The sequence below is a fragment of the Nodosilinea sp. AN01ver1 genome, from assembly GCF_050565655.1.
In the GTDB taxonomy this organism is placed as follows: Bacteria; Cyanobacteriota; Cyanobacteriia; order Phormidesmidales; family Phormidesmidaceae; genus Nodosilinea.
On record NZ_JBNXVS010000018.1, the window covers coordinates 75561 to 99422 of the forward strand.

Genomic DNA, 23862 nt, shown 5'->3' on the forward strand with positions numbered 1-23862 from the left:
GTGCAGGGTTTCCTCAATCTCTACAAGCCCCAGGGCATGAGTTCCCACGACTGTGTGGGGGCGGTGCGACGGCTGACAGGCGTCAAAAAAGTGGGCCACGGCGGCACGCTCGATCCCCTGGCCGAGGGTGTATTGCCGATTGCGGTGGGTCGAGCTACGCGGCTGCTGCCCTACCTGCCCGAGGGCAAGGCTTACCGGGCGATCATTCGCTTTGGCCTCACCACCACCACCGACGATCTCGAAGGCGATATTTTGACTCAGCAGGCCGCCGATCGCCTCACCGTAGACGACATCACCGCCTGCCTGCCCGAGTTTGAAGGCACTATCGAGCAGGTGCCCCCCGCCTTTAGCGCCATTCAGGTGCAGGGGCAGCGGCTCTACGATCTGGCTCGCAAAGGGCGGGTGGTAACGCCTCCCTCGCGCACGGTGACGATCCACAGCCTCACGGTGCAGCACTGGCAGCCGGGAGCGCAGCCGGAGCTAGCGCTGGATATCGACTGCGGCCCCGGCACCTACATTCGCTCGATCGCGCGGGATTTAGGCGATCGCCTCGGCACAGGCGCTACCCTGGCCCACCTCACCCGCACCCGCAGCGGCGGCTTTGACTCGGCCCACAGCCTGACGCTGGATGCCGTGACGGATTTAGGCGAAAAGCAGGGTCTAGCGCTAGTGGATCCTGCGGAGGCGCTGGGGCATTTGCCTGCGATCGCCCTCTCCCCAGATTTAGCTCGCCGCTGGCAGCAGGGGCAGAAGTTTCCGCCCCCGGTAGAGATACCGCCCAACACACCCTACCGAATCCTAAACGACGCCAGCGACGAGTTTTTGGGCATCGCCCAGCTTGAAGAGCGCGAGGAAGGGCCAATTCTGAAAGCCAAGATGGTGCTTTAAGGGTTTCTGCTGGAGCAAATTGCAGATTGACGTAAACCATTTATGCGGCCTTAGCTGTTTCCCGGTTGGGTAACCACCGGAAAGCGGTGTGGCTGCGCCTGTGCCCCTATGCAGGCCAATTGTTGGACATCGAGGTGAGGTGTTTCGGATCGGCATCCCTTGCACATGCCAAAAGCCGGTCCTAAACAATTGTTCAGCAAAACGGTTGGCCTACCTGTCCTGAGGCAGAGCCGGAAAACCTTCAAAACCCTGTAAACCTCCCGGAAGGGAGATACCAACTATCATGGCGTAAATTTACTCTTAAAAAACATATTGCTGCACATTAAGAAGCCCTAAAAGGCTTGCTTAAGGGGCTTTTAAAAAGGATTGATATGCAAAGTAATTGCGGAGAAGCAATTCCTGATGTTTGGCCGCATAGACTAGTTTTAAACTCCATTCCTTTAGCACCAACCATTATCCGAAAGCTGCCGCTGCCCGAGAGTTTGGTATCTGTTGTCGTGCCTGTGCGCGACGAGGCCGCAACCTTAGCTAAAACCCTGGCCGCCCTGGTCGATCAAGTCAATTTTGAGGGCCGCCCTATACTCCCAAGTCACTATGAAGTGATTGTTTTTACTAATAACTGCACTGATGAATCGGCTGCGATCGTTCGGCAATTTGCCCGCCAGCATCCCAAGCATCAAATTCACCTAATTGATCGGCATTTGCCGCCTAAGGAAGCCTGCATTGGTCGGGTGCGTCAAATTTTAATGGATGAAGCCTACCGCCGTCGCTGCTGGGTCGCTCAGCCGCGAGGCATTATTGCCTCTACTGACGGTGACAGCAGGGTCGATCGCCAGTGGATTGCGGCTATGCTCTACGAGTTTGAGCAGGGGGCCGATGCCGTTGGGGGCCGCACGGTGACGCAGCGGGCGGAGCGAAATGCCCTTGACGCTCAGACGCGGGCTACCTACCTGCGGTTTGTGGGCTATCGCTATCTAATCAAGCAGCTAGAAGACTGTTTAGACCCTGACCCGTTTGACTGCCCCCCCAGGCACTATCAGTTTTTTGGCGCTAATTTTGCTGTTACCCACGAGATGTACGCCCTGGTGGGCGGGCTGCCCCCTTTGCCTACCGGTGAGGATGTGGCGCTGCACCAAGCGCTGCTGGCATTCGGTGCAAAAGTTCGCCACAGCTTTTTAATGCGGGTAACAACCTCGGCGCGTCAGCAGGGCCGGGCTACCCTGGGCCTCGCCGATCGCCTGGCCCAGTTTCAGCAGCTCAGTCAGCACCAGCAGGTATTTTGGGTTGAGCCAGGGGCGGCGGTGGAGGCAAAACTGCGGGCGCGGCGCGACCTGCGCCGCTACTGGCGGCACTACTCAGCTGACCAACCCGCACTGCTGCGGCCGACCTTAGCGTCGCTGGCGACTCGGCTGGCCGTGCCCATCACGATGCTGCAACAGGCCATAGAGCAGTCGTCCTCGCCGGGAGAGCTGTACCAGCAGATCGATCGGCACCAGCAGGCGGCGGGCCTTTGGCAGCGGCAGTGGGGCACGGTTGCGATCGACAAGGCGATCGCTGACCTGCGGCTGCGACTGTATCGGCTGCGTCACCAGGCTCCGGTCGCTGCAGGCCGTCCCCTATCGCTAGAGGTTGCCCCTTTGGTCGCTTATGCGGGGCGCTCGTACAGGTCGAGCCGGTAGTCTTCGGTGCGTCCGTCGTGCAGATGCTGCAGCTGGGTGGCGGCAAAGTCGGCAAAAGCATCGTGAACATCGTTGCCTCGCAGCGGATAGCTGGGGGCATCGTGCACCCAGTGCACCAGCAGCAAATGACCGCCGGGCTTGAGAGAATCATAGATTCGCGCCTGGGCCAGGTGCAGGTCGGCCCAGCACCAGTAGTAGCCCACCTCAGACAGCAGCACCAGGTCACAGGAGTCGCTGGGGTAGTCGTGGGGCACGTTCATAATTTCAAACCGCACCTGGGGCAGGTTTTGGCAGCGGTGAATGGCTTTGGCCTGCGCCACCGGGGATAGATCGACCGACAGCAGTGAGTCGCAGCGGGTTGCCAGCTGCGCGGTCAGCACCCCAATCGAGCCGCCAATTTCAAAGGCTGAGGCGTAGCGGGGCCGGGGCAGGGCGGCCAGGGTGGCGGCGTACTTGGCTGCTTCGTAGGGGCTGGTCTCAAACTGCCAGGGGTCGGCGTCGGCCTGGTAAAGCTGTTCAAAAAAGTCGACACCGAGGGAGGGTTTAGTCATGGCACAGGCTCCAAAAAAACTTCCCAGGGGTTGAGAAAATGGGCAATCAGTTCGGGCGACAGCCGAAAGCCGGTGGGGTCGTCGGGGATGAGGTCGGTGGTCTGGGAGCGGTAGCAGGCGATCGCCTGGCGCTTGAGGGCTACATAGGGGGCGATATCCAACCGCCAGGGCCGGTAGCGAGCATCCAGGGGCTGGCGCTGCTCAGGGTCCCAGTCCCAAACGGGATATTCAATCAGGCGAGGCGGCTGGGGCAGGGCAGCGATCGCGGCCTGCATCAGGCTCCAGGTGGCGCGGTGGTCGCGGTGGGGGTCGTAGCGGTAGGGCACAAACAGGGTGCGGGGGGCCACCTGAACCAGGTAGCGCTGACACTGGGCCAGCGCCGCCTGGGCCAGCGCCGTGGAGAGCGAGGCCGAGGGCACCGAGCCGTCGGGAAGCCCCAAAAAGACCACTCGACTGGCCGCCACCCCCAGCTGGGCCAGAGCGGCCAGGGTTTCGGCCTGGCGCACCTGCCGCAGCCGGGGTGCGGGGTAGAGCCGCGAGCGCGGGTGCGATCGCGTGCCGTCGCTGACCACCAGCACCGACACCGGCAGCCCCTGGGCGCGCAGAGCGGCGATCGCACCGCCGCAGGCCAGGGTTTCGTCGTCGGGGTGGGGGGCCACTATCAGCACCGGAGCCTCGGTGGGCAGCGATCGCAGCGGCAGGGCTTCGGGCTGGCTGAGGGGGGAAACGCTAGCTACCATAGGCGGTCGGCTGGGGTAGTTTGGGTCAGCACGTAGGCACCGACGCCTGCGATCGCGGCATCGTAGGCGGGCTGGCGCAGGTACAGGGTCAGATCGCGAATCACGCGCTCAATGGCGTGGCTGGGCAGCAGCCCCCGCGTGCCCACCGATCGCTCGCAGAGCTGCATGGTTTCCATGCAAATTTGCTCGATCGCGGTGCGCATCATGTTGGCGTAGGCCAAGAGCTGCCCCTGCTGAGGGTGCTCCACCTGCGGATCGCCGCCGAACTGCCGATCGTAGGCGGCTAGTTGGTCGGCGGCCCCGCGCAGCCAAAGCTGGCCTGTTTCTATGGCGATCGCCATCTGCCCCAGCCGCGACTGCTGGTAGGGGTGCTCGGTGCGCTGCTCGGCCTGCAAGTACTGCCGCGTCAGGTCAAACAGCGCCTCCGCGCCGCCGAGCTGCACTGCCGCAAACCTCACCACTCCGGCGGTGAGCCAGGGCTGCCGCAGATAGTCGCCAGGCTCGCCGATCAAGTCGTCGGCCCCAATCTCTACGCCGGTAAAGTCGATCTTGTAGCTGGCGGTCGCTCGCATGCCCATCGGCTGCCACCAGTCGCGATCCCAGCGGGTGCTGACCTCATCCATTGGCACAATCGCCATCTGCCAGCGACCGTCAGGCAGCTTGCCGTTGACAAAGGGCCGCTCCACATAGCCCGCCCCCGAGCAAAACGTCTTGGCCCCCTCCAGCCGGTAGCGCTGGCCTCCCAGGGGCACAATGTTCAGACCTTCGGCATCCTCCGCATTCCACACGCCGAAAATTTTGTGGCGATCGCGCACCGCCTGCCCGTAGCGCTCAACCTGCTCTGCGGTGCCAAAGGTTTGAATAATTTGCAACGCGTTAACGTGGCCCTCGTACACGCGCCCTACCGCCAGGTTGCCCCGGCCAATGTGCTTGATCGATCGCAGCAGGTCGTGAGTGGTCGCCGCATCGATACCCAGGCCACAGCCCCCCAGCGGCTGGCGCAGCGGAGCTACCAAAAACCCTTCCTCCGCCAGCCGCTCAAACGCTTCTACCGGAAACGCACCGGGCTGGTCAACCTGGCCAGCCTGCTGCGCAAACCCCTCGGCCAGGTGGGCCGCCAACCGCACTAAAGTAGCTGTAGAAGGTGAAGTCGTTGGGGGCCGCGATAGCGATTGGGTAGTGGCCAGTTGAGGTAGAGACATGTCCATGTGCTCAAAGTTGGAAAAGGTTCATTCAGAGTGACTGTTTCTACATTTTGAGCAAAGACAATTCAAAGGTGGGGTAGGAAAGGCGTCGCCCGGCTCGATGACCGGGACGAAAGCTCTATTAGGCTAAAGCTATTGCACTGGGCTGCCATTTGCCCCTACCCATCCACCCCTTTCTCCCTAGGGGAGACGTTACCTTCGACTTCGCTCAGGGACCGCTACCTTCGACTCCGCTCAGGGACCGCTACCTTCGACTCCGCTCAGGGACCGCTACCTTCGACTTCGCTCAGGGACCGCCATCCACCCATCCACCCATCTACTCCTTCGGCACCCACACCGAAACCGACCCCGCCGGGCAGCTAAACTCGGCCCAGCCCTCGTCATTGGTAGTGACGGGCTCGCTGACGTGCTCGGTGATGTCGTAGTAGGTGCGGTTGGGCTGGCCCACCTCCATCCACTTGCGGCCATCGTCGCCGTTGGTCAGCACCACAGCCATGCCGCCGGGGTTTTCTTCGGTGCCGAGCCGAGTCCAGCCGATGGTGCTGGGGTGGTCAAAGTAGTCGTACTGATCGCCAAAGGCGTAGGTGCTGCGGGCATACAAGAACTTGTCGATTAGCCACTTGTGGCTGTCGAGCCAGATCTCGTACTCGCCGCCGTCGTTGCCGGTGTCTTTGTAGTGAGCGCCGTAGTAGTCGGCGTAAAAAATACAGGGGTAGCCATCCTGGCGCAGCAGAATTAGCGCGTAGGCCAGGGGTTTAAACCAGGGTTCCACCACCGACTCCAGCGATTGCAGCGGCTGCGAGTCGTGGTTGTCAACCAGGGTAACGGCGAGGGCGGGCTGCTGCTGCACCAGGGTGTTGTCAAAAATGGTGGTGAGGTCGTAGTCGCCCCCGGCCTTGCTGGCCTCGCTGAAGTTGTAGTGCAGCGGCGCGTCGAACAGGTGCACATCGCCCCCGGTGACATCGATAAAGTGGTGCAGGGCCTCAATCTCGTAGGACCAGTACTCGCCCACGGCAAACAGCCTGCGCCCGGCATGTCGCCGACAGTGCTGCAACCACTGCGGAAAAAAGCCCGCCCGCACGTGCTTCACTGCATCAAACCGGAAGCCATCGACATCGGTGGTATCAACATACCAGGCTCCCCAGTCTTGAAGGGCGTTGCGCACCTCGTCCGACTCCATATCTAGGTCGCAGCCCATCAGGTAGTCAAAGGCTCCTTTTTCGAGGTCTACGTGTTCGTCAAACTGTTTACCTTCAAACAGGTAGACGGCGTCGTAGTCGGGGTCGTTGTCGTCGTAGTCAACGGCATCAAAATGCCACCAGTGCCATTCCATGTCAGAATATTTGCCCTGGCGACCGGGGAATTTAAAGTGTGTCCAAACCTTGACCGTTCGGTTGTCGCCAATTTGCTCGTGGCGGTTCTCGTGGCTCATGGGGGTGGCCATGACTTCTTCTAGCTCATCGCCGCCCATCATGTGGTTAAACACCACATCTGCATAGACGCGAACACCCGATTCTTTGGCCGCTTTTACTGCCTGTAGATACTCTTCTTTAGTACCGTATTTGGTGCGAACGCTGTTTTTTTGGTCAAATTCGCCCAGGTCATACAGGTCGTAAACGCTGTAGCCTACGTCGAGGCCGCCGGCAGTGCCTTTGTAGGCAGGCGGTAGCCAAACGGCGGTAATACCAACCTCGGCCAGCTCTTTTACGTTTTTAGCAAACTCGTTCCACAGGTTGCCGTCGGGTTCAATGTACCAATGAAAATACTGCATCATCACGCCGTTAGGCTCTGACATACCCGTAGAATCCTTTTGGAAAAATAATGGTGATTCCGGGATTATGGCAGGTTGGCTCAGTTTTTTCGGTCTACCCTATGGCATATTTCAACATAAGTAGGATGGTTACTGCCTACCACTAAGCCTTAGCTCTTCGACCTTCAACTGCTTCTTCCCTAGGCGACGTTTCCTCTCTTTTGGGCACCAAAAGAACAGTGTCAGGGTGAGCGAAAAAGCACCGCAATGGGTGTAGACGCGATAAGAGTTGGGTTATGACAAGGGCTAGGAGAGATAGGCTTAGGGTTCCGGTTGTTTGCTAATGGGAATGATGGGCATTGCCCACCCTACTAAATCCCCCTTTAAAGAAGGGGACTTTGAATGGGCATTGTCCCCCTTTCTAAGGGGGTAGGGGTATCAAAACGGTTTTAATGGTGAAGTAGAACACCTTTAAAGACACCTTCTTTTACCACGTGCGAATGGCTTGAAGTTTTGGACAATGTCGGAGGATAAGCCGTTGGGGCGCACTACCCAAATGCCCATAAACTTGAAACTCTTTGTAGGCTGGTTTCGCTAAACGTGAGACCAGTCTATTTTTAGGTGTCAACGGTGAGGGTAGGGTGTGTCGTGGCGTTGGCCCAACGCACCGCCGGGTGTGGCTGTGGTGCGTTGGGCAGAGCGATGACGCACCACAGCCACTGATACACCTGGGGAATGGTGGGCACTGCCCATCCTACAACGTCTGAAACGTCAGGCGTCTTCGGTATCAGCGGGTTCGCCAGTGAGGCGGCGGGGAATGCGATCGCACCCCTCCAGCGTTTCAATTGGCTCCCCACTGGCGGCCCCCAGCTCCTTAAACTTGCGCGTCGTCACCAGCACCCGGCTTTCCAGGCAGCCCGCCGTCTGGTTAAAGGCTTTTACCGAGGCATCGAGCCCGCGCCGCAGCTTCACCATATGGCTGGTGAGCACCGCCATGCGATCGTACAGTTCGCGGCCCAGGGCGCTGACCATCTGGGCATTTTCGGCCATTTTTTCGTGCCGCCAGCCGTAGGCGATCGCCTTCAGCAGCGCAATCAGCGTGGTCGGCGTAGCCAAAATCACGCTCTGGCTGACGCCGTACTCGATCAGCTGGGGGTCGTGCTCCAGCGCCGCGCTAAAGAAAGTCTCACCCGGCAAAAACAGCACCGCAAACTCCGGCGAGTCGTCGAACTGGTCCCAGTAGGCCTTGGCTCCGAGCTGGGTCAGGTGGGTGCGCACCTGGCGAGCGTGGGCGACGAGGCGATCGCGGCGAGTGGCCTCATCGGAGGCTTCCAGCGACTCCAGATACCCCTGCAACGGCGCTTTGGAGTCAACAATAATCTGCCGCCCGTTGGGCAGCTTGATCAGCATGTCGGGGCGCAGTCGCCCGCCCTCGGCCTCCACCGTGGGCTGCTCCACGAAGTCGCAGTACTCGATCATGCCCGCCATTTCGACCACGCGGCGCAGCTGCATTTCGCCCCAGCGGCCCCGCACCTGGGGAGCCCGCAGCGCCTTGACCAGGTTGGCGGTTTCGCCCTGGAGCTGGTTTTGGCTGATCGCCAGCGATTTGACCTGCTCGCTCAGGCTGGCGTAGGCCGAGACGCGATCGCGCTCCAGCGCCTGCAGCTTGCTATCCACCTTTTCCAAGGAATCCCGCAGCGGCCCCACAAGGGAATCGATCGCCTGCTGGCGCAGATTGAGGCTGCCCTCCGCCTGGGTCTGAAAGCTCGACAGGGTGGCCTGGGCCAGCTCCAGAAACGACTGGTTATTGCGCTGCAGCGCATCCGCCGAGAGGGCCTGGAAAGTGTGGGCCAGCCGCTGTTGAGCCTGGTCGAGCAGGGCGACTTTTTCCTGGGTGGTGCTGTGGGCGTGGGTGAGCTGGGTTTGCAGCTCGGCCAACTTAGCCCGCAAGAGGGAATTTTCTTGCTGTACCTGGGCCAGGTAGGCGGCGCGATCGCCCAGCAGGGTCTCCATCTCCCCCAGTCGCCCCAGCTGGGCCTCGGCGGTGGCGCGGCGGCTGGCCTCGTCGCGCAGCTCGTGACGGCTGTAGTCGAGCTGGCCCTGCATGTCGCGCTGGCTGGCCCGCAGCTCCTCGATTTGCTGATCTTGATGGCGCAGGCGCTCGATCAGACTGGCGCGATCGCCCGCCATCTCGGCCCTGGTGCGCTCCCGCACCGTTTGCAGACGGCTGGCCAACAGCAGGACGGCGATGCCCGCCCCCAGCACAATCCCCAACCCAATGCTCAGCCCAACCGCCATCGCCAGCTCCCAATACAGGTGCAAAGATACTACTGGATTTTGGCCCTGTTAGACAGGTGTCCATGGTGCCTGCCCAGCCCATAAATTAAGGTTTCCTTCCTCTCTTAGCAGAAAAGCGGAGGGTATTGTGAGTATGGTCGGGTCGTTTTCAAGCCAAAAACACGTATCTAAGGGTTAGAAAATGGCACAATACTGGGTTTTGTTCCGAGCCTTATGCTGTGGCGGCAGCCTACTGCCGCTGGTGCTGGCTAGCACATCGGCCCAGGCCGCCCCACTACCTGTTTTGACCGCTGCCGAGGCGACCTTTTCCGAGCCACCTGCCAATGCTCTGCCTGGCCCAGAGTTGCCCCCAGTCGATCTATCCGCCGCCTTTGTGGCCACCCTGGGTGCTGACGCCAGCCCCGGTGCAGCAGTCAGTCTAGATACCCTCACCTTTTCCCCCGCCGCCCTGGCCCTGGAATCTGCCGAGGTGCCCGGCGCAGATTCCCCAGGCTCAGACTCGTCGGCTGCACCGTCTGCCGCCGGGCTGATGCCTTTAGTCTCTGCAACAGTTAGCGCGCCGCTCCACCCCACCGCCGCTGAGGCGGCTCCCCTGGCCCAGGTGCGCCCTGCCCCCGAGGGTGACGACTGGGAGTATGTGATCCAGCCCTACCTGTTTGTACCGCTGAGCGTGCGGGCCACGGCGAATGTGTCTGGGGTCGAGCAATCGGTCTCTGCCGGGCTGGGGGATATTTTTAACCTCGATCGCGTGTTGGCTGGGGCGCTGCGCTTTGAAGCCCGCAACCCCCAGTACGGGTTCTTTACCGATCTCTCCTACGTCTACGCCCGCGAGGGCCGCAGCCTGACCAACTTTCCGCTGCCCCAGGTGGTCACCGACCCGCTGAGTCTGGTGTCTCCCGTGCCCATTCCCCCCGGCACTCCGGCCAGCGTCACCGCCACCGCCACCAGCCGCGCGACCACCCTCGACCTGGGCGGCTTCTACCGGGTGGTCGATCAGCGCCTGACCAACAGCGCCACCTATCCCCGCCTGCTGGTCGATCCCCTGGCGGGGCTGCGGGTAATCTTTCTCAGCGGCTCGATCGACTTTGGCAACATTGCCGTGGCGGGGTTGCCCCTGGGGGGGCGATCGCTGAGTCGCTCGGCTACCCTGGTGCAGCCGATTATTGGTGCCCAGGCCAGTCTGGAATTGTCGGAGCGCTGGGCCGTGGGGCTGAGGGGTGACGTGGGCGGCTTTGGCCTCGGGGCCGACGAAAACCTCAGCTGGAATATTTTGCTGGGCACCCGCTACAGCTTCAACTCTAACCTGGCGCTACAGCTGGCCTACCGTTTTACTGAGCTGCGCTATAGCCAGGGCCAGGGCAGCGACCGTTTTGGCCTCACCCAGTCTCAAAATGGGCTGTGGGTAGGTCTCGATATCGGCCTGTAGCACCCTCCCTTCGGCCCCGGCAGCGCTGGTCGCCGTACCTAAATCTAGTGAATATGACCTCCTTTCCCCCCCGCTCTGTTGCTGACATTCGCCTCGCCACCCCCGCCGATATCCCCGCCCTGGTGGCGCTGATCAAGGCTTTGGCCGACTACGAAAAGCTGGCCCACGAGGTTACTGGCCGCCCCGAAGATTTGGAGCTGGCCCTGTTTGGCGATCGCCCTTACGCCGAAGCCCTACTGGCCTGGGTCGATGACCAGCCGGTGGGTATGGCCCTGTTCTTCCACAACTTTTCCACCTTTTTAATGAAGCCGGGCATTTATTTAGAAGATCTGTTTGTGCAGCCCGAATACCGGGGTCAGGGCATTGGCAAAGCCCTGCTGATCTACCTCGGCAACCTGGCCCTAGCGCGCGGCTGTGGCCGCCTAGAGTGGAGCGTGCTCGACTGGAATGCCCCCGCGATCGCGTTCTACCAGAGCATGGGCGCTGAAATTAAACCCGAATGGCAGACCTGCCGGGTGACGGGGGCAGCGCTGGCGGCGTTTGGGGAGATGTAGGGATGGATAAATGCAACGTGCAAAATTTTGAATTCTCAATTTTGCACGTTGCATTTTGAACTTTGCACTCCCACCCCACATCCCCCACATCCCCAGTTCGCAGGTATGATTCTGGCCAGAGCGTCTAAGAATTCGGTTCAATATGGCACAGATTTTCATCTCGGCGGGGCATGGGGGCTTAGAAAATGGGGTGGTAGACCCCGGTGCTGTGCTGCCCGGCACTACTGAAGCGGCGGAGATGATTCAAATTCGTGACCTGGTGGTGGCCGAGCTGAGGTCGCGCAGTTTTGCCGTGCTGTCCGTGCCCGACGACCTCAGCGCCGCCCAAACCCTGGCCTGGATCAACGCTCGCTGCCGCCCGGAGGATGTGGCTTTAGAAATTCATGCCGGGGCGTTTAGCGACCCGGCGGTGCGGGGGGCGGCGGTATTTTATATTGCCAAAAACGAGGTGCGCCGCACCCACGCTGAGCTGCTGCTGCTGGCCCTAATTCGGCGAGTGCCGACGCTGCCCAGCCGGGGGGTTAAGCCCGACACCGAGTCGCCCACGGGAGCGCTGCCCTTCTGTCGCAACCTGGGCTGCCCCTCGCTGCTGATGGAGGTGGGCTACCTGAGTAACCCGCAAGATTTGGCGATTATTCAGCGGCAGCGGCGCGATGTGGCCCTGGGCATTGCCGACGGGTTGGCTTCCTGGAGTCGGGCGGTGGGTAGCGACCTGCCGACTACGCCGGGGGGGAACCTGCCCGAGTTTAGAATCAACCTCAACGGCGGCGTCTATCCAGAGACCGGCATCATCGTCAACAACAATGCCTACGTACCTATCGATATTGCCGATCTGCTGGGCATAGACGCGACGACTTCCCCCAACATCACCCGCATTCGCTACGCCAATGTGGTCTATATCAAGGCGGTAGACCTGCAAAACTACAACGTGTCGGTGGGGTGGGATGCGGCTACACGAACGCTGCGGCTGCGATCGCGCACAGGTTTTCAGTTTTGCCCCGGCGCGATCGATCGCATTATGGGCGTTGGCAGCACCACCGAAACCCAGCTGAAGCTGTTTTTGCAAAGCATTAACCCCGCCGCCGCCAATACCTACAGCGACCTGCCCAAGATCTACCGCGAAGAGGCCGCGATCGAGGGCGTCAACCACGACGTAGCCTTTTGCCAAATGCTGGTCGAAACCAACTCGCTCAACTTTGGCGGCAGCCTCAACCCGGCCCAAAATAACTTTGGCGGCATTGGGTCGCCCACGGGCGGGCTGGAGGGGGCTTCGTTCCCCAGTGCGCGAATTGGGGTGCGGGCGCAAATTCAGCACCTCAAGGCCTATGCCAGCCTCGACCCGCTGGTGCAGCGCCAGGTGGATCCGCGCTTTCAGTTTGTGGTGCGGGGCATTGCGCCGCTGGTGAGCCAGCTCAGCGGTCGCTGGAGCGCTGACCCCGAGTATGGAGCCAAAATAATGGCTTTTCTGCGGCGGCTCTACGACTCAATTGCGCCGGTCTAGGGTGTTGGTTGGTATAGGGCCACTTTAAGAGCTGGCCCTGGGGCGGCAACCTGGGGGCAGCGGCGCAGTCATAGGTGGGTATCGGATCCTATTGTTCCGGGTATGGCCATCGGTGATACCGTAAAAAGCGCCGTCCGATGCCCGCTCGCTCACCTAAGTTATTCATCCACCGATGACTCTACTTCGCCAATCGCTTGTCTTTGGGCTGCTATTCAGCCGCGCCTTTGGGTTTCTCAAGTCTGGGCTCAAGCACGGACTGAGCCTGTCAGTAGTGTGGTGGCTACTAGCGCTGCCGGCCCTGGCGGTCGAAATGCGGGTGGCGGTAGGCGATCGCCTCAGCCAGGCTGTCGTCGGCAGCTCGACCCCAGCGGTGATCAAGAACGGCGCGGGCCAGGGGGTGGGCCAAATTCCCCAGGGACAAGCGATCACTATCACCCCCTCAGGGGGCGGACTGAAACTGGCCGACTGGCAAGGGCAGGCCTTTTGGGTAGAGCCGACTGGCGGCGGCTACGTTTTTATTAACGACAAGTGGTACCGAGGCAAGGTGCTGGTAGTACCCGTGGATGGCAAAGTGACGGCGGTCAACTGGGTCGATATCGAAGCCTACCTCTACGGCGTGGTGGGCAGCGAAATGCCCGCCAACTGGCCCCAGGAGGCCCTCAAAGCCCAGGCGGTAGCGGCCCGCTCCTACGCGCTGTATCGGCGCGATCGCACCCAGGGCGACCTCTTTGATGTCGCCAGCACCACCGCCAGCCAGGTGTACCAGGGGCTAGCCTCCGAAACCCCATCCGTACAGGCCGCCGTCAACGCCACCCAGGGCCAGGTGCTCACCTACCAGGGCCGCGTCATTGAGGCGGTGTTCCACTCGTCCTCAGGCGGCTATACCGAAAATTCTGAAGATATTTGGCAGCGGGCCACCCCCTACCTGCGCGCTGTGGCCGACTACGACCAGGATGCCCCTGTATTTCACTGGTCTGAAACCTTTTCGACCCAGCAGATCCAGCAGCGGATTTCGGGCATTGGTCGCCTACAGTCGATCGCCACCGAGCGGGCTACCCCGCGCGGCCGCATTATGTCGATTCGGCTGCAGGGCAGCCAGGGCACCCGCACTCTCACCGGCACCGAGCTACGCCAGGCGCTGGGCCTGCGCAGCACGCTGTGTTCGCTGACCCTGGCGGGCGACACCCTGCGGGTAGAAGGGCGCGGCTACGGCCACGGCCTGGGCATGAGCCAGTGGGGCGCGCGCGGGCTCGCGACCCGAGGCTACAACTACCAGCAAATTTTGGCCTACTACTACCAGGGCACAGCGCTCTCTAACGTGCGGGTCGCCAATTTGCAAAAACAGAATGTGCCGCTGCTGCCCTCGCCCGAGGCGCTGCGGCCAGCCCCGGGACAATAGCAAAAAGTTGTGGGTTGCGATCGCGCAGCCCAATGTGCTAATTTCTATGTCTGCAAGGACGTATAGCTCAGTTGGTTAGAGCACCACGTTGACATCGTGGGGGTCACTGGTTCGAGTCCAGTTACGTCCATTCCCTGAAAAGCCTAGGTTTCAAGGCGTTTAGCGATTGCTGTATGGGTGTGATCGCACCCAAGCGTGGGTATGCGCTTTACGGATTTAAACGGAACAATCAGGGTTTTAGCGCTTCAATGGGTACAGAATGGGTACCCAAAATGGCTAGAACTCCCAAAGGTGAAGTTTCAATTGAGAACATAGACGGCTGGATTCGCCTGAGATGGCGGCACCAGGGGCAGCGCAAGACGATGAGCCTGGGCCTACGCCATGACCCGGTGAATCTGGCGGTAGCGCAGCAGCGAGCTAATCAGATCCACCTGGACATCGTTTCTGGTAACTACGACCCAACGTTGTCAAAGTACAAGGGCGATCGCAGCCAACAGCTCCAGGCGATCGGGGCGGTTGACCTCTTCAAGCGGTATAGCGAGTGGAAGGTTAAGCAGGTACAAACTCGTACCCTTGAAAAGTACTGGGGCCTGGTGAACTGGTTAAAAGAGTATTTTGGCGATCGCGCTGTTGACGAAGATGATGCCCCAGAATTTATTGCCTACCTCATGGAGAACTTGGCACCCAGAACAGCTAAAGAGCGCCTGGATCTTTTGGATTCAGCATGGCTCTGGGGTATTGAGAAGGGGCTGCTAACAGATAACCCCTGGGCAGATATGCGACTCAGAAATCCGCCCCAGCAAAAGCGTAAGGCTTTTACTAAGGATGAAGTGCAGGGCATTCTCAAGGGCTTTGCAGAGAATCATTACTACTGCCACTACACCGACTATGTGCGCTTCAAGTTGTCGACCGGATGCCGCACAGGTGAAGCCAACGGTCTACGGTGGCGACACCTAAATGAGAATTGCACCGTGGTGTGGTTCGGAGAAACCCATACCCACGGCCAGTTTAAGGACACCAAAACGGGCAAGGCTAGAGAGGTCAAACTATCGGCCTCTCTGTCTAAGTTGTTGCGATCGCGCATGCCCGCCGACGTTGACCCAGACGCGCTGGTGTTCCCTGGTCCAGAGGGTGGACCAATGACCGAGGGCAACTTCAGCAAGCGGGCATGGAGAAAGGTGCTGGAGGCCCAGGCGGTGACTTACCGAATTCCTTACAATACCCGCCACACCTTTATCAGTCATGCCCTTGAAGCAGGGATGAGCCCCGTTGAGGTGGCCGCCATCACTGGCCACAACCTGAAAACGCTGTACGAAAACTACGCCGGTCTGATCAAAACTCACCCCACCACGCCGGAGCTGTTTTGATTTTCTTTTTTCTCAGTGCTGGGCAGTGTGGGTAAACCCCCTACACGCCCTACACAATTCATGCACTGCAAGGGTTTCCAGATTTATCTAGGCCTACGCAACCCCTACATAGGGCCACCCCAAACCCTACACAGGGGCAAAAAAGAGGCTACGAGGCCTCGGTGGTGATCATCGCTTACGGCTAAGGGGCCGTTTTTGGCCACTGGGAAGACTGCGCCTGAAGTTCTCGATCGCAGCCTGGTGGGTCTCGGGGGCCTCTTGGTTCACCAGCCAGTCAAGGATCATCTCCCTGATGTAGAGCACGGGTGCTGTGGGGCCTCGCCCGCGTTTAACGTAGTGAACGCCGTGGATCCAGCTATCGCGCAGCGTCTTAAGGGAGTCTGGCTTACAGCGCAACAGCTCACAGGCTTCATCGGTGGTGAGCAGGCTAATTTGCATGGTCAGCCTCCACAGGTATGAGCCAGGTGAGTTGGGCATCGATGCACCGCTGCATCCTTGGCACGATGACATCGGCTAGGGGCATGCCTTCAAGGCTGTAGATCCGGGTGATGGTGCCCTGTTGCCGATGGGCTGTATGCCAGGGCATGTTGAGAATTACTGTCTGGCCTCCGGTGGGTACCCAGCCCAGGAGGCGACATTGCGTGAGTGGGTATAGCACCCCTGCACAGAGCAGACAGCGATCGCCCGTCTGGGGATGCTTCACCCGGCGTTCTACAACCCGCACCTTAGGGCCGAACTCAGTGTCGATGCAGACGTAGTCGCCGGTTTGGGGAAGCGTTTCGGTACCCATCTACCAGGCCTCCAGCGTGTCGGCATTAGCAGTCAACGTTTTGAGTGCCGCAGGTGCGGGGTACAGGATCGGTGGCGGCGGTGGCGGCGGTGGCTGATTACTGCCAATATCCGTAGCGGTAACCGTACCTGACCTACCCTTCAGCGCAGTCTCGACAGTGCAGGGAATGGGTTCGTCGATGACCTCAGTGGGCGATGCGGTTAAGTCGTCGGGGTCAGGCTGGACAAGGGTTGTTTGAACCAAGCGGATGTTGGTGAGGCCACTCCCAGAGCGTGAGTCTGCCCGTTTTCGTTTCACATCTAGCCCGAGGGTTTTCTGGAGCAGGTTCTCCAGAGCTATGGAGAAATTCTGCATGCTGATGGGTTTCACCCCAACGGCGTCGCAGTATTTGATGTAGTTGGGGTAGAGGCAGATACGGGAAGAGTTGTTTTTGTCCCCTGTCTTAGTCCAGGCACCTGGCTCGTAGACAATCCATTCGTTCACCCACTGGGCCAGGCTGTCGGTATTGAGCAGGCTATCGGCCTGAAACTGGGCCATGGCCTCAACCTTGGCCTGCGGATTTTTGATGTAGGCCTCCATCAGCTCGTCGGGCATGGCCATTACCCAGTTGAATACCCCCGGTAGAAATGGGGCCAGCTCCCCTCGCAGGCCGCCATCGGGGGTAAAGTCGAGCAGTGAGCGCCGCTCATCCTCGGGCACCACCTGCGTAAAGTAAACAGGGATCCGTCGCCTAAACAGAGCATTGGTGCGATCGCTGGCGATGGTCTCCTTGTTGGTGGCCACCATTACCCAGCCTTCGAGGGTAAAGCCGTCGGTGTAGTCGGCATTTTCACCCTTCCGCTCCCAGGGGATGTAGTCTTCGCCGGTCATCTGCTTGAGCACATCGACGGCGGTAGGGTTGTAGTCGGCATCGGGGATGAAAATCAACCGTTTGCCCATAAACCGAGCTGTTTCAAATCGGCTGCTGGCGATACGCGATAGGGAGGTGCTGACGGTGTTGGAACGCCCCAGCAGCGCCTGGATCAGGCGAATTAGAGTGCCTTTGCCCGTTCCCCCAGGGCCGATCAACTCCAGGTAGCGCTGAAAATCCGTTCGGCCCAACACCATCGCCTTGATACAAGCCCTGAGCAACTGCACCACCAGCTCATCCCCGTTACAGGTGGCTTTGAGCCAGTCGAGCACCGGATCGCAGATTGCGTCAGGAACGTAGTCGTAGGGCAATTGCCAGGTGAAGCCGTAGGCAGGGCTGTGGTCTAGCAGGGTATTGTCGGCAATGCGCAAAACGCCATTTTGGAAGGGAATTAGGCCGTAGGACGCTGGCCATGAGCGCACCGATACCCGCTGACTGAAGAGGTTGACGGTGCTGTCTACCGCAGCCTGGCCATATTCACCGGCTGCACCAGCAGCATCCAGCTCTCGCTGTACTAGCTCCTTAACTTCGCGATCGCTGACCCGCTCCCACCGCCCTTGCTTGTAGGTATAGAAGCTGGAAAAATCCAGCCGATACTTGAGTTGGTCGCCCCAGTGAGACTCCATCAGAGCGGCTAGTTTGCCCGCTGGGGGCAAGGAAATTCCTTTGCGGCCAAAGGTTAAAGCCTCATCAAAGCAATTGGTGACTGGCCATGAACCGGTTAGGGCGTCTCTTGCCTCAGCTTTGCGGGCTGCGAGCCACTGTTGTCTTTCCGCGTCTCGAAAGGGCTGGAGGGCCAGCCTTCGAAGGAATTGAATATCAGGTTTTTTGAGTTTGGCGTCGTTCTCTTTCGAGTGGGCCAGGCAAAACGCTTCTACCCGACTTCTCAGCTCGGGGCAGTTGCGGTCTAGATGCCAGGTGAGCCGCCATAGCTTTTTGTAGAGCTGGGTCAGGGTTTCGCAGTGCTTTGGCAGCGGTGCTCGGCTGAGGTAATCGAGCCAATCGAGCAAGAACTGTCGTGGAGCCTGAGCATTAGCTAGCAGGTTGTTAAATCCGCCTTGGTCGTAGCCTGAGCTAAAGAACTCAGTAAACCCAGCTTTATCGCCCGCATCTTCTGGGATGAGCGCAATCTTGCCTTTGAGGTGCAGGCCACCTTTAATGAGTGCTTGAGCCACGTTGGCATTGCGCAAACCGTCAGAGTCGAACACCAGGGTGAGCCCCACCCCTTGGGGGAGGATGCTGGGAACGTGGGTAACGCCTGCGATCGCTCCTACTGGCTTACCGCCTCGAATGGTAGCCAGGAAAGCATCCTTCCACCCTTCGGTAACGGCGGCTAAGTCTGATAGCTTACAGCCCTTTGGAAGCCAAATAAATGGCTTGGCTATGCCCTTGCGGGGACTAAGATATTTGGGCATCCCGAGGCCAGGGCTGTCTAACCGCAGTTGCCCAAAGCCGTTGCCAAAGGGGAACCAAATACCGCTGGTGACATTATTGGAGTAGCCCAACAGGGCGATCGCCTCGCGCTGGGAAACCGATCGCACACCGTAGTCTTTAACAGCCTGGTCAATTTCTGCTGGTGTCCAGCCATCGTCCACAAAATGCTGTTGGTGGAGAATATTCAGCATAGCTGCACCTCACGGAGGGGGTGAGCTTTGTAACACCTATTGCCTAGGCTTTTTTGAAAAGAAGGGAGTAGAGGTAATTGGCGGCTATCTTGGATCCATTTTTCTACTCCCGATAGAGTTACAGTCTCTCTAAGCGGTGCTAAACTTGGCGTAAGAATTCTGGTTGGCTTGAGACCTCCAGAATTGCCATTACCAGCCCCCTGCCGGTAATATTTTGGACTCATGGGGAATACCTCTAGTTTAGGGCGAACCCCTTGGAGGAGACCCGATTCACGTTCCCATTGCTTCCCGGCGCTGGACGTGAGTCGGGTTTTCTCTTTGGGGAAGGAGCGCTTCCAATGCTTCCCGGCGCTGGGCACTTCTGGTTATAGACCTCATCTCTTTGCTAAAGGGCGAGATGCTTGCCCCATCGCTACCCTTCCTTGCTTACCTGAACATCTAGCCCTGCGGAGGGCTGCTGGGCTAACAGCAGCTTCAAAGCTGCTCGTACTGTTTTAGAGCGATCGCCATAATTGGGCACCACCCGATCTAGGGCGGCAAGTTCGCTGTTGCTCAAACGCAAGTTGACGACATTAGAGAGAGTTTGCATTTGCTTTCCACCAAGCGATGTAAGACATCATACACATTGAACTAAGGATTGAACTAACCTTATAGAGCCTAAATTTCTAATTTCAAAAACTATGCCCAAAAATGTCCAACCATGCCCAAAGAGACCCAACGAGATTCTCAAAAGCCTTTGCGCACAAGCCTTCTAAGAGCCTGTCTTCGCTGTAAAAACATCATCAAATCATGAATATGATGAAAAAAAATAAGTAACTTATAACCAAAAAATACTTGGCTTCCTGTAAAGTATCTCGACAAAAATCAACTTGTTGACTGCAAGAAATAGCTTATTCCGATCGACTCCAAAAAGTTGGGATAGTCAGGTCTGAGGAGTTTAAACCCTATAGTTGAACATCACACGCCTATGACATAAGGTGCGACAGAACTCAGCCTGTGAGTATCGGCTGCTTGAACCAGTACCGTGTTAGGCGATCAGCACACTCATAGATGAAGAGTAATGGCCAGTAGCAGGTTAAACCGTCACAACCTGGCGAGACTTCCACGCCTCATAGGCCGCCATATCACCCCCAAAAGAATCGGGAGAGACAATAGCCGGAGCTGTTTCTACCCAGGGGTTTTGATCCTCTGGCAGGGGAGCATAGGCACAGTAGGCGATGACCACGTCATCCATCGCTTCTTGGCCGGTGTTGCCTACATACTCATCAACTCGGCTTACACGCCAGGGCGAGAGCCGTTGATGGGTCACCCCGCCACGGTGGTCAAAGGTGGCCGCCGCGTCGTCGTGCTTAAACTCGGGCAGACGACAACCCACTTCTGGGACAGGCCCGTTGGAGTAGTCGAAGTGCTGGCCTAAAAAGTCGGTGAGTGAACCGCTGGGTTGTAGGGTACGAGCTTCCCAACCCGGAGCACTAGAATCTTCAGCTTTGAAAATAATTAGGCGGCTCATTGGTCACTACCTCCTGAGAAGTCCATCGGGCTCTTCGGGAATTGGGCATCACCCTTAAAGATACACTCCACCACCAGCGGGTCACGAGCCGCGATTCGTCGCCGTGCCTCCAGCAGTGTCCAGCCATACTTAGCTGCCATCTTGCGACAACAATCCTCATTGATGGCAAAGTGGCTGGTCGTGCTGCGATCGTTACCAGTTGTCATGCATCACCTCCCTTACCCGCCTGAGATTGGTCGAAATTGCTGATTTCCCAGGGAGGAGGCGTTTTCCCTTCATCGATAGCCTGCCGAACAGCTTGCTCTACCAAGTAGGCTGCCAGAGTTGTGGGCTTGTTATCTTCGCGGGCTGCCCACTCCTCTAAAGCCTTGGCGATGCCGTCAGGCAGGGTGATGAAGTATCGCTTGCTCACAGAATCAATCATTGAAGGCACCTCTCAATACTACTGGTCGTTACGACTCAGTAACTAACTGATCTAGAAGCTAGCATATTGATAGCATATTAGTAACTGATATGCTAATACTGTAACAGCTGAGTGGAACGAACTGGAACGAATCAGTTCCAGTGAACTGCCTAAAGCATTGATTTACCGAAGTTTCAAGCTGTAACAAGAGGTGTAACGACGTGGAACGTCAACCACTATCGATTCGCAAGTTAGCCGAGGTCTGTGGGGTGTCCCACACCGAAATAGGCCGCAAGATGACTGCCCTGGGTATCTCAGGCACGCCTCAGGGTAAGGGATTACCCACCCTGCTCAGCCCCACCGAGCAAGACAAAATCGCCGCTGTGCTGTTTATCTCGGCAGAACTGCCCGCTCCGCCCGCGCAGCATGTCGAGGTGTTGGGCAATGGCTTATCGGTTTACACGCCCCCACCGCTAGCAACTCGGGGCGTCAACAGCGAGCTCAGTCGCCATCTACAACAGCAGCAGCTCACCCAGGCTCTGGGCGTGTTTAAGGGCAATCAGGCCAGCTTCAGGAACGCCCTGCTGGGGATGGCGGCTGAGTCGGGTCGCCAGCTGGGCCACGAAATGGCCGTTACCGAGATGAACTCTGCCCTGGCCACCCACGCGCAACTGCAACAAACCGTGGGAAAGGAGTTGGGCGTCGTTGCAGATACGCCCGATACCGCTGCTGCTGGTTAGGGGGTTTAGCCCTGTTAACCGTCGTTTTCATCCTGTTAACGCCGTAACTCTGGTCATAACGCTATGGAAGCTAAATTCACTCCCCCTGCCGTCCCCCTCGAATACCGTCGCGAGGTCGTTGGCGGTGCATCGCCCATCCAAAACATCTACCTGGCCCCTGTTCCCTGGTGGCAAAACCGCCGTTACTGGGCTGCCGGTGGCATCGCAGTAGCGGCCCTCTCTGGCATTGCCTTTGCCTTTGCTCAGTCAGGCCGAACGGGCGACGAGGGCACCTATCAGAGCGAACTGCCCGCCCCTAACTACGAGAACGTGCTGGCGGCGGCTCAAGACCGACTCTCGGGCAACTACGAAGACAGCCGTTTGGTGTTGGCCGATGTCGGTCGGTCGGTGCTCAACAATGAGGCCTACCGCTACCGCCAGCAGGCAGAACAGGACGTTCTAAAGCCCACTGACCCGTGTTACCAGCAGCAGATTATCTGCCCCCTCAACCGCTACCAGCGCGATGCCCAGGTGATGTTAGATACGGCCAAGGGCGATCGCGATTGGCGACAGGCCCAGGCGGCACTCTTTCGCGTCGAGGCCGTGGAGGTGGCCCGTTCAATGGCGGCGCTGCCCCAAGACCCGCCGACCAACTTGGCGGTGGTAGCGATCGAGAATCTGGTGCAGTACCACGACCGCCAACACTCTTTGTCTGAAGAGGTGCAGGCCCATGAAGTTAGAGACTAATCATCTGCTCTATGGCTCCATTGGGGCCGCTGCCCTGGGGCTGTTCTGTGGCCTGCAACGGCCCGCCAGCAACCTCACCCCCGCAGACCTAGAGGCCTTCGCCAATGGGGCTCAGATTCGCTACGAGAAAACCTATCCCTATCTGCCTGCGGCGATTGCGTTTGGGTTGGTGTCCGTGGGCTGTGGGGTGGCCTGGGCGTTGGGGGGAGAGCAGCCTAAGGTAGCGATCGTAGGCCCCCCAATTCAACCGGAGCCGCAGAGCTGGAACGGGCAGGTGCCTTTTGCCGGGGCGACCGAGTCATTCCGGGTGGGCAACCCTGCCGCTATTCTCGCCGCTCGTATGCGGCCTACCTTGATTTCGGCTAACCCTCGGGTCGGCAAGGGGCTGACCGTGGCCCACGCCTATCGTCAGGCCCAGGTGAAACAGGGCGCGGTGGTGTGGGTGATTCAGCCCAAGTATCACCCCAAGGAGCATGGCTATTGGAAGCAGGCCGACAACGTGCTTGGGTTCATGGCTGACTCGTTGGAGTCCAAGGAGGATATCGACGACATCTGCGAGCAGATGCAGAAATTCATCTTTGCCTGGCGGCAGCTGCCCCAGCGCCCCAAGGTGCTGATCATCGACGAGCTGGCGATGATGAAGACGGCCTTCAAGGCTTGGTACGACGGGTTCCTCAAGTCACAGCTCACGATGGAGCTGTCCTCGGGGGAGACAGACGACCGGGCGCTGTGGGCCATTACTCAGTCGTCGCTGGTGGGCGATATCGGGGTCAGCGGTGGGATGCGGGCGACGTTTGATTTGCTGACCATTCAGACCCCCAGCAGCCAGAGCCATCTGGAGAGCCTGCGCAAGTCTGACACCAGCATTCCGCCGATTGAGGATGAGGTGATTTTTGAGCGATCGTTCTCACCCAAGCAGGCGGTTTTTTACCACTCGGAAGTCAAAGAATGGCTGCCAATGGTGGTCTATGAAGTGCCGAAACCGAGTTACGCCCCTGCAACGGCAGGTGCAACGAACGGAAACGAAGACGGGGTAAGGCTTTCACCTCTGGGTGAAACGAAAGTTTCAAAGTTTCCAGACCCCACTTTAGCCCCGGATCTGCCCCTAATCATCGCGGTAACCAACGCTTTGGCCCAGGGGATGCCTCGCTCCCAAGTCATCAAAGAGGTGTTGGGTTGCACGGGCAAGAAGTACCAGGAGGGCTCTGATCTCTTCGACCGCATCAAATCCATCATTGAGGAAAATTCCTAATGGCTAGCTCCAAGAACAATCAACTCGCTAACAGCAACAATGGCCCTGAGATCATCGACGGGCAAATCATCGACATCACGCCTCAGCTCAGCTCGCCAGGGCGGGGCAGCGGTGTCCAGCTCGCGCCGCGCAATGCCATGCGCTCGAATGTGCAGGATGGCGGCTGGTTTGATGCCACCAGCGGCAAGCGCAAGCCGATCTTTGTCATCACTCCTGCCACCGACCCCTGGAGCATTTTCCCGGTGATCCGCAGCGGCCTCAGCTGCTTGCGCAACCACCCGTTACAGACGATGGGTGGGGCTTTCATTTCAGTGTGGGGCGGGCTATTCGTGCTCTCAGCGGGGCTGAATGTCCTCCAGGGTTCGGCGGTCAAGGCCGGGGGCGATATCTGGAATCCGGTGGTGGCGGGAACCAACTTCGGAGCCATGTTGGTGGTGCCGACGCAGAGCATTGCGGGCAGCGCTCACAAGGTCTTGACCGGGGAAGAGCGGGTGGGACAGCCGATTGAAACCCGTCCCTACACTCGCGCTGTGAAGGTCGGGGAGTAG

General features: G+C 59.0%; 23 protein-coding genes and 1 tRNA gene. 12 read left to right on the forward strand and 12 right to left on the reverse strand.

Annotated elements, in window-relative coordinates; genetic code table 11:
- Together truB and ACQ4N7_RS15305 are read left to right on the forward strand one after the other, a co-directional pair.
- The gene (gene truB, locus ACQ4N7_RS15300) at positions 1 to 888 is read left to right on the forward strand and encodes a tRNA pseudouridine(55) synthase TruB (RefSeq protein WP_430712370.1); all 888 of its coding nucleotides are present in this window, start codon (positions 1 to 3) and stop codon (positions 886 to 888) included.
- A gap of 482 nt (positions 889 to 1370) precedes the next feature.
- Entirely contained in the window at positions 1371 to 2567 is a 1197-nt protein-coding gene (locus tag ACQ4N7_RS15305) for a glycosyltransferase (protein ID WP_430712371.1), read from the forward strand.
- On the opposite strand, the gene ACQ4N7_RS15310 is transcribed toward ACQ4N7_RS15305, so the two are convergent.
- The 6 genes from ACQ4N7_RS15310 to rmuC all read right to left on the reverse strand — a co-directional run bounded on the left by ACQ4N7_RS15310 (position 2534) and on the right by rmuC (position 9111).
- Positions 2534 to 3118, reverse strand: coding sequence for a class I SAM-dependent methyltransferase (locus tag ACQ4N7_RS15310; RefSeq protein WP_430712372.1), 585 nt, complete (start codon positions 3116 to 3118; stop codon positions 2534 to 2536). The two genes, ACQ4N7_RS15305 and ACQ4N7_RS15310, sit on opposite strands and share 34 nt — an antisense overlap.
- Complete coding sequence (locus ACQ4N7_RS15315; protein ID WP_430712373.1) at positions 3115 to 3858, reverse strand: PIG-L deacetylase family protein; 744 nt, start codon at positions 3856 to 3858, stop codon at positions 3115 to 3117. The genes ACQ4N7_RS15310 and ACQ4N7_RS15315 overlap by 4 nt, the downstream gene beginning before the upstream one ends.
- Positions 3852 to 5060 carry an acyl-CoA dehydrogenase family protein gene (locus ACQ4N7_RS15320; protein WP_430712374.1) on the reverse strand — a complete coding sequence of 403 codons (1209 nt, stop codon included), beginning with the start codon at positions 5058 to 5060 and terminating at the stop codon, positions 3852 to 3854. The genes ACQ4N7_RS15315 and ACQ4N7_RS15320 overlap by 7 nt, the downstream gene beginning before the upstream one ends.
- 319 nt (positions 5061 to 5379) lie before the next feature.
- The gene (locus tag ACQ4N7_RS15325; protein ID WP_430712375.1) at positions 5380 to 6858 is read right to left on the reverse strand and encodes an alpha-amylase; all 1479 of its coding nucleotides are present in this window, start codon (positions 6856 to 6858) and stop codon (positions 5380 to 5382) included.
- 572 nt (positions 6859 to 7430) lie between these two features.
- On the reverse strand, positions 7431 to 7559 hold the full coding sequence (locus tag ACQ4N7_RS15330) for a hypothetical protein (protein WP_430712376.1): 129 nt from the start codon (positions 7557 to 7559) through the stop codon (positions 7431 to 7433).
- A gap of 25 nt (positions 7560 to 7584) precedes the next feature.
- Complete coding sequence (gene rmuC / locus ACQ4N7_RS15335; RefSeq protein WP_430712377.1) at positions 7585 to 9111, reverse strand: DNA recombination protein RmuC; 1527 nt, start codon at positions 9109 to 9111, stop codon at positions 7585 to 7587.
- A 181-nt stretch (positions 9112 to 9292) separates the two neighbouring features.
- Here rmuC and ACQ4N7_RS15340 point away from each other — a divergent pair, with 181 nt between their 5' ends.
- The 6 genes from ACQ4N7_RS15340 to ACQ4N7_RS15365 all read left to right on the forward strand — a co-directional run bounded on the left by ACQ4N7_RS15340 (position 9293) and on the right by ACQ4N7_RS15365 (position 15358).
- A complete protein-coding gene (locus tag ACQ4N7_RS15340; RefSeq protein ID WP_430712378.1) occupies positions 9293 to 10537 on the forward strand; it encodes a hypothetical protein in 1245 nt (414 codons plus the stop codon).
- A gap of 53 nt (positions 10538 to 10590) precedes the next feature.
- The gene (locus ACQ4N7_RS15345; RefSeq protein ID WP_430712379.1) at positions 10591 to 11091 is read left to right on the forward strand and encodes an N-acetyltransferase family protein; all 501 of its coding nucleotides are present in this window, start codon (positions 10591 to 10593) and stop codon (positions 11089 to 11091) included.
- 142 nt (positions 11092 to 11233) lie between these two features.
- Complete coding sequence (tftA, locus tag ACQ4N7_RS15350; RefSeq protein WP_430712380.1) at positions 11234 to 12592, forward strand: hormogonium tapered terminus morphoprotein TftA; 1359 nt, start codon at positions 11234 to 11236, stop codon at positions 12590 to 12592.
- 172 nt (positions 12593 to 12764) lie between these two features.
- A complete protein-coding gene (locus ACQ4N7_RS15355; RefSeq protein WP_430712381.1) occupies positions 12765 to 13991 on the forward strand; it encodes a SpoIID/LytB domain-containing protein in 1227 nt (408 codons plus the stop codon).
- 56 nt (positions 13992 to 14047) lie between these two features.
- Positions 14048 to 14121: transfer RNA gene (locus ACQ4N7_RS15360), tRNA-Val, on the forward strand.
- Between the two features lie 142 nt (positions 14122 to 14263).
- Positions 14264 to 15358 carry a tyrosine-type recombinase/integrase gene (locus ACQ4N7_RS15365; RefSeq protein WP_430712382.1) on the forward strand — a complete coding sequence of 365 codons (1095 nt, stop codon included), beginning with the start codon at positions 14264 to 14266 and terminating at the stop codon, positions 15356 to 15358.
- Between the two features lie 168 nt (positions 15359 to 15526).
- Here the strand turns inward: ACQ4N7_RS15365 and ACQ4N7_RS15370 are convergent, their stop codons facing one another.
- The 6 genes from ACQ4N7_RS15370 to ACQ4N7_RS15395 all read right to left on the reverse strand — a co-directional run bounded on the left by ACQ4N7_RS15370 (position 15527) and on the right by ACQ4N7_RS15395 (position 20617).
- Entirely contained in the window at positions 15527 to 15796 is a 270-nt protein-coding gene (locus tag ACQ4N7_RS15370; RefSeq protein WP_169613356.1) for a hypothetical protein, read from the reverse strand.
- A complete protein-coding gene (locus ACQ4N7_RS15375; protein WP_430712383.1) occupies positions 15786 to 16148 on the reverse strand; it encodes a hypothetical protein in 363 nt (120 codons plus the stop codon). The genes ACQ4N7_RS15370 and ACQ4N7_RS15375 overlap by 11 nt, the downstream gene beginning before the upstream one ends.
- Positions 16149 to 18683 (reverse strand): DNA primase family protein, encoded by a 2535-nt coding sequence (locus ACQ4N7_RS15380; protein ID WP_430712384.1) that lies wholly within the window; start codon positions 18681 to 18683, stop codon positions 16149 to 16151.
- A gap of 412 nt (positions 18684 to 19095) precedes the next feature.
- On the reverse strand, positions 19096 to 19272 hold the full coding sequence (locus ACQ4N7_RS15385; RefSeq protein WP_430712385.1) for a hypothetical protein: 177 nt from the start codon (positions 19270 to 19272) through the stop codon (positions 19096 to 19098).
- Between the two features lie 486 nt (positions 19273 to 19758).
- Positions 19759 to 20193 carry a hypothetical protein gene (locus ACQ4N7_RS15390; RefSeq protein ID WP_430712386.1) on the reverse strand — a complete coding sequence of 145 codons (435 nt, stop codon included), beginning with the start codon at positions 20191 to 20193 and terminating at the stop codon, positions 19759 to 19761.
- 202 nt (positions 20194 to 20395) lie between these two features.
- On the reverse strand, positions 20396 to 20617 hold the full coding sequence (locus tag ACQ4N7_RS15395) for a ribbon-helix-helix domain-containing protein (protein ID WP_430712387.1): 222 nt from the start codon (positions 20615 to 20617) through the stop codon (positions 20396 to 20398).
- 200 nt (positions 20618 to 20817) lie between these two features.
- Between ACQ4N7_RS15395 and ACQ4N7_RS15400 the strand changes: the two genes are divergently transcribed.
- The 4 genes from ACQ4N7_RS15400 to ACQ4N7_RS15415 all read left to right on the forward strand — a co-directional run bounded on the left by ACQ4N7_RS15400 (position 20818) and on the right by ACQ4N7_RS15415 (position 23862).
- Positions 20818 to 21336, forward strand: coding sequence for a hypothetical protein (locus tag ACQ4N7_RS15400; protein ID WP_430712388.1), 519 nt, complete (start codon positions 20818 to 20820; stop codon positions 21334 to 21336).
- 63 nt (positions 21337 to 21399) lie between these two features.
- The gene (locus tag ACQ4N7_RS15405; protein ID WP_430712389.1) at positions 21400 to 22062 is read left to right on the forward strand and encodes a hypothetical protein; all 663 of its coding nucleotides are present in this window, start codon (positions 21400 to 21402) and stop codon (positions 22060 to 22062) included.
- Complete coding sequence (locus ACQ4N7_RS15410) at positions 22046 to 23314, forward strand: hypothetical protein (protein ID WP_430712390.1); 1269 nt, start codon at positions 22046 to 22048, stop codon at positions 23312 to 23314. The genes ACQ4N7_RS15405 and ACQ4N7_RS15410 overlap by 17 nt, the downstream gene beginning before the upstream one ends.
- Entirely contained in the window at positions 23314 to 23862 is a 549-nt protein-coding gene (locus ACQ4N7_RS15415; protein WP_430712391.1) for a hypothetical protein, read from the forward strand. The genes ACQ4N7_RS15410 and ACQ4N7_RS15415 overlap by 1 nt, the downstream gene beginning before the upstream one ends.

Excerpts from the sequence above, each read along its gene's own strand:
- ACQ4N7_RS15390 (WP_430712386.1), bottom strand. The coding sequence starts at position 20,193 with ATGAGCCGCCTAATTATTTTCAAAGCTGAAGATTCTAGTGCTCCGGGT.
- ACQ4N7_RS15370 (WP_169613356.1), bottom strand. The coding sequence starts at position 15,796 with ATGCAAATTAGCCTGCTCACCACCGATGAAGCCTGTGAGCTGTTGCGC.
- ACQ4N7_RS15325 (WP_430712375.1), bottom strand. The coding sequence starts at position 6,858 with ATGTCAGAGCCTAACGGCGTGATGATGCAGTATTTTCATTGGTACATT.
- ACQ4N7_RS15375 (WP_430712383.1), bottom strand. The coding sequence starts at position 16,148 with ATGGGTACCGAAACGCTTCCCCAAACCGGCGACTACGTCTGCATCGAC.
- rmuC (WP_430712377.1), bottom strand. The coding sequence starts at position 9,111 with ATGGCGGTTGGGCTGAGCATTGGGTTGGGGATTGTGCTGGGGGCGGGC.
- ACQ4N7_RS15405 (WP_430712389.1), top strand. The coding sequence starts at position 21,400 with ATGGAAGCTAAATTCACTCCCCCTGCCGTCCCCCTCGAATACCGTCGC.
- ACQ4N7_RS15310 (WP_430712372.1), bottom strand. The coding sequence starts at position 3,118 with ATGACTAAACCCTCCCTCGGTGTCGACTTTTTTGAACAGCTTTACCAG.
- ACQ4N7_RS15395 (WP_430712387.1), bottom strand. The coding sequence starts at position 20,617 with ATGATTGATTCTGTGAGCAAGCGATACTTCATCACCCTGCCTGACGGC.
- ACQ4N7_RS15415 (WP_430712391.1), top strand. The coding sequence starts at position 23,314 with ATGGCTAGCTCCAAGAACAATCAACTCGCTAACAGCAACAATGGCCCT.
- ACQ4N7_RS15345 (WP_430712379.1), top strand. The coding sequence starts at position 10,591 with ATGACCTCCTTTCCCCCCCGCTCTGTTGCTGACATTCGCCTCGCCACC.
- ACQ4N7_RS15380 (WP_430712384.1), bottom strand. The coding sequence starts at position 18,683 with ATGCTGAATATTCTCCACCAACAGCATTTTGTGGACGATGGCTGGACA.
- ACQ4N7_RS15410 (WP_430712390.1), top strand. The coding sequence starts at position 22,046 with ATGAAGTTAGAGACTAATCATCTGCTCTATGGCTCCATTGGGGCCGCT.
- ACQ4N7_RS15385 (WP_430712385.1), bottom strand. The coding sequence starts at position 19,272 with ATGCAAACTCTCTCTAATGTCGTCAACTTGCGTTTGAGCAACAGCGAA.
- ACQ4N7_RS15365 (WP_430712382.1), top strand. The coding sequence starts at position 14,264 with ATGGCTAGAACTCCCAAAGGTGAAGTTTCAATTGAGAACATAGACGGC.
- ACQ4N7_RS15320 (WP_430712374.1), bottom strand. The coding sequence starts at position 5,060 with ATGTCTCTACCTCAACTGGCCACTACCCAATCGCTATCGCGGCCCCCA.
- ACQ4N7_RS15315 (WP_430712373.1), bottom strand. The coding sequence starts at position 3,858 with ATGGTAGCTAGCGTTTCCCCCCTCAGCCAGCCCGAAGCCCTGCCGCTG.
- tftA (WP_430712380.1), top strand. The coding sequence starts at position 11,234 with ATGGCACAGATTTTCATCTCGGCGGGGCATGGGGGCTTAGAAAATGGG.
- ACQ4N7_RS15355 (WP_430712381.1), top strand. The coding sequence starts at position 12,765 with ATGACTCTACTTCGCCAATCGCTTGTCTTTGGGCTGCTATTCAGCCGC.
- ACQ4N7_RS15340 (WP_430712378.1), top strand. The coding sequence starts at position 9,293 with ATGGCACAATACTGGGTTTTGTTCCGAGCCTTATGCTGTGGCGGCAGC.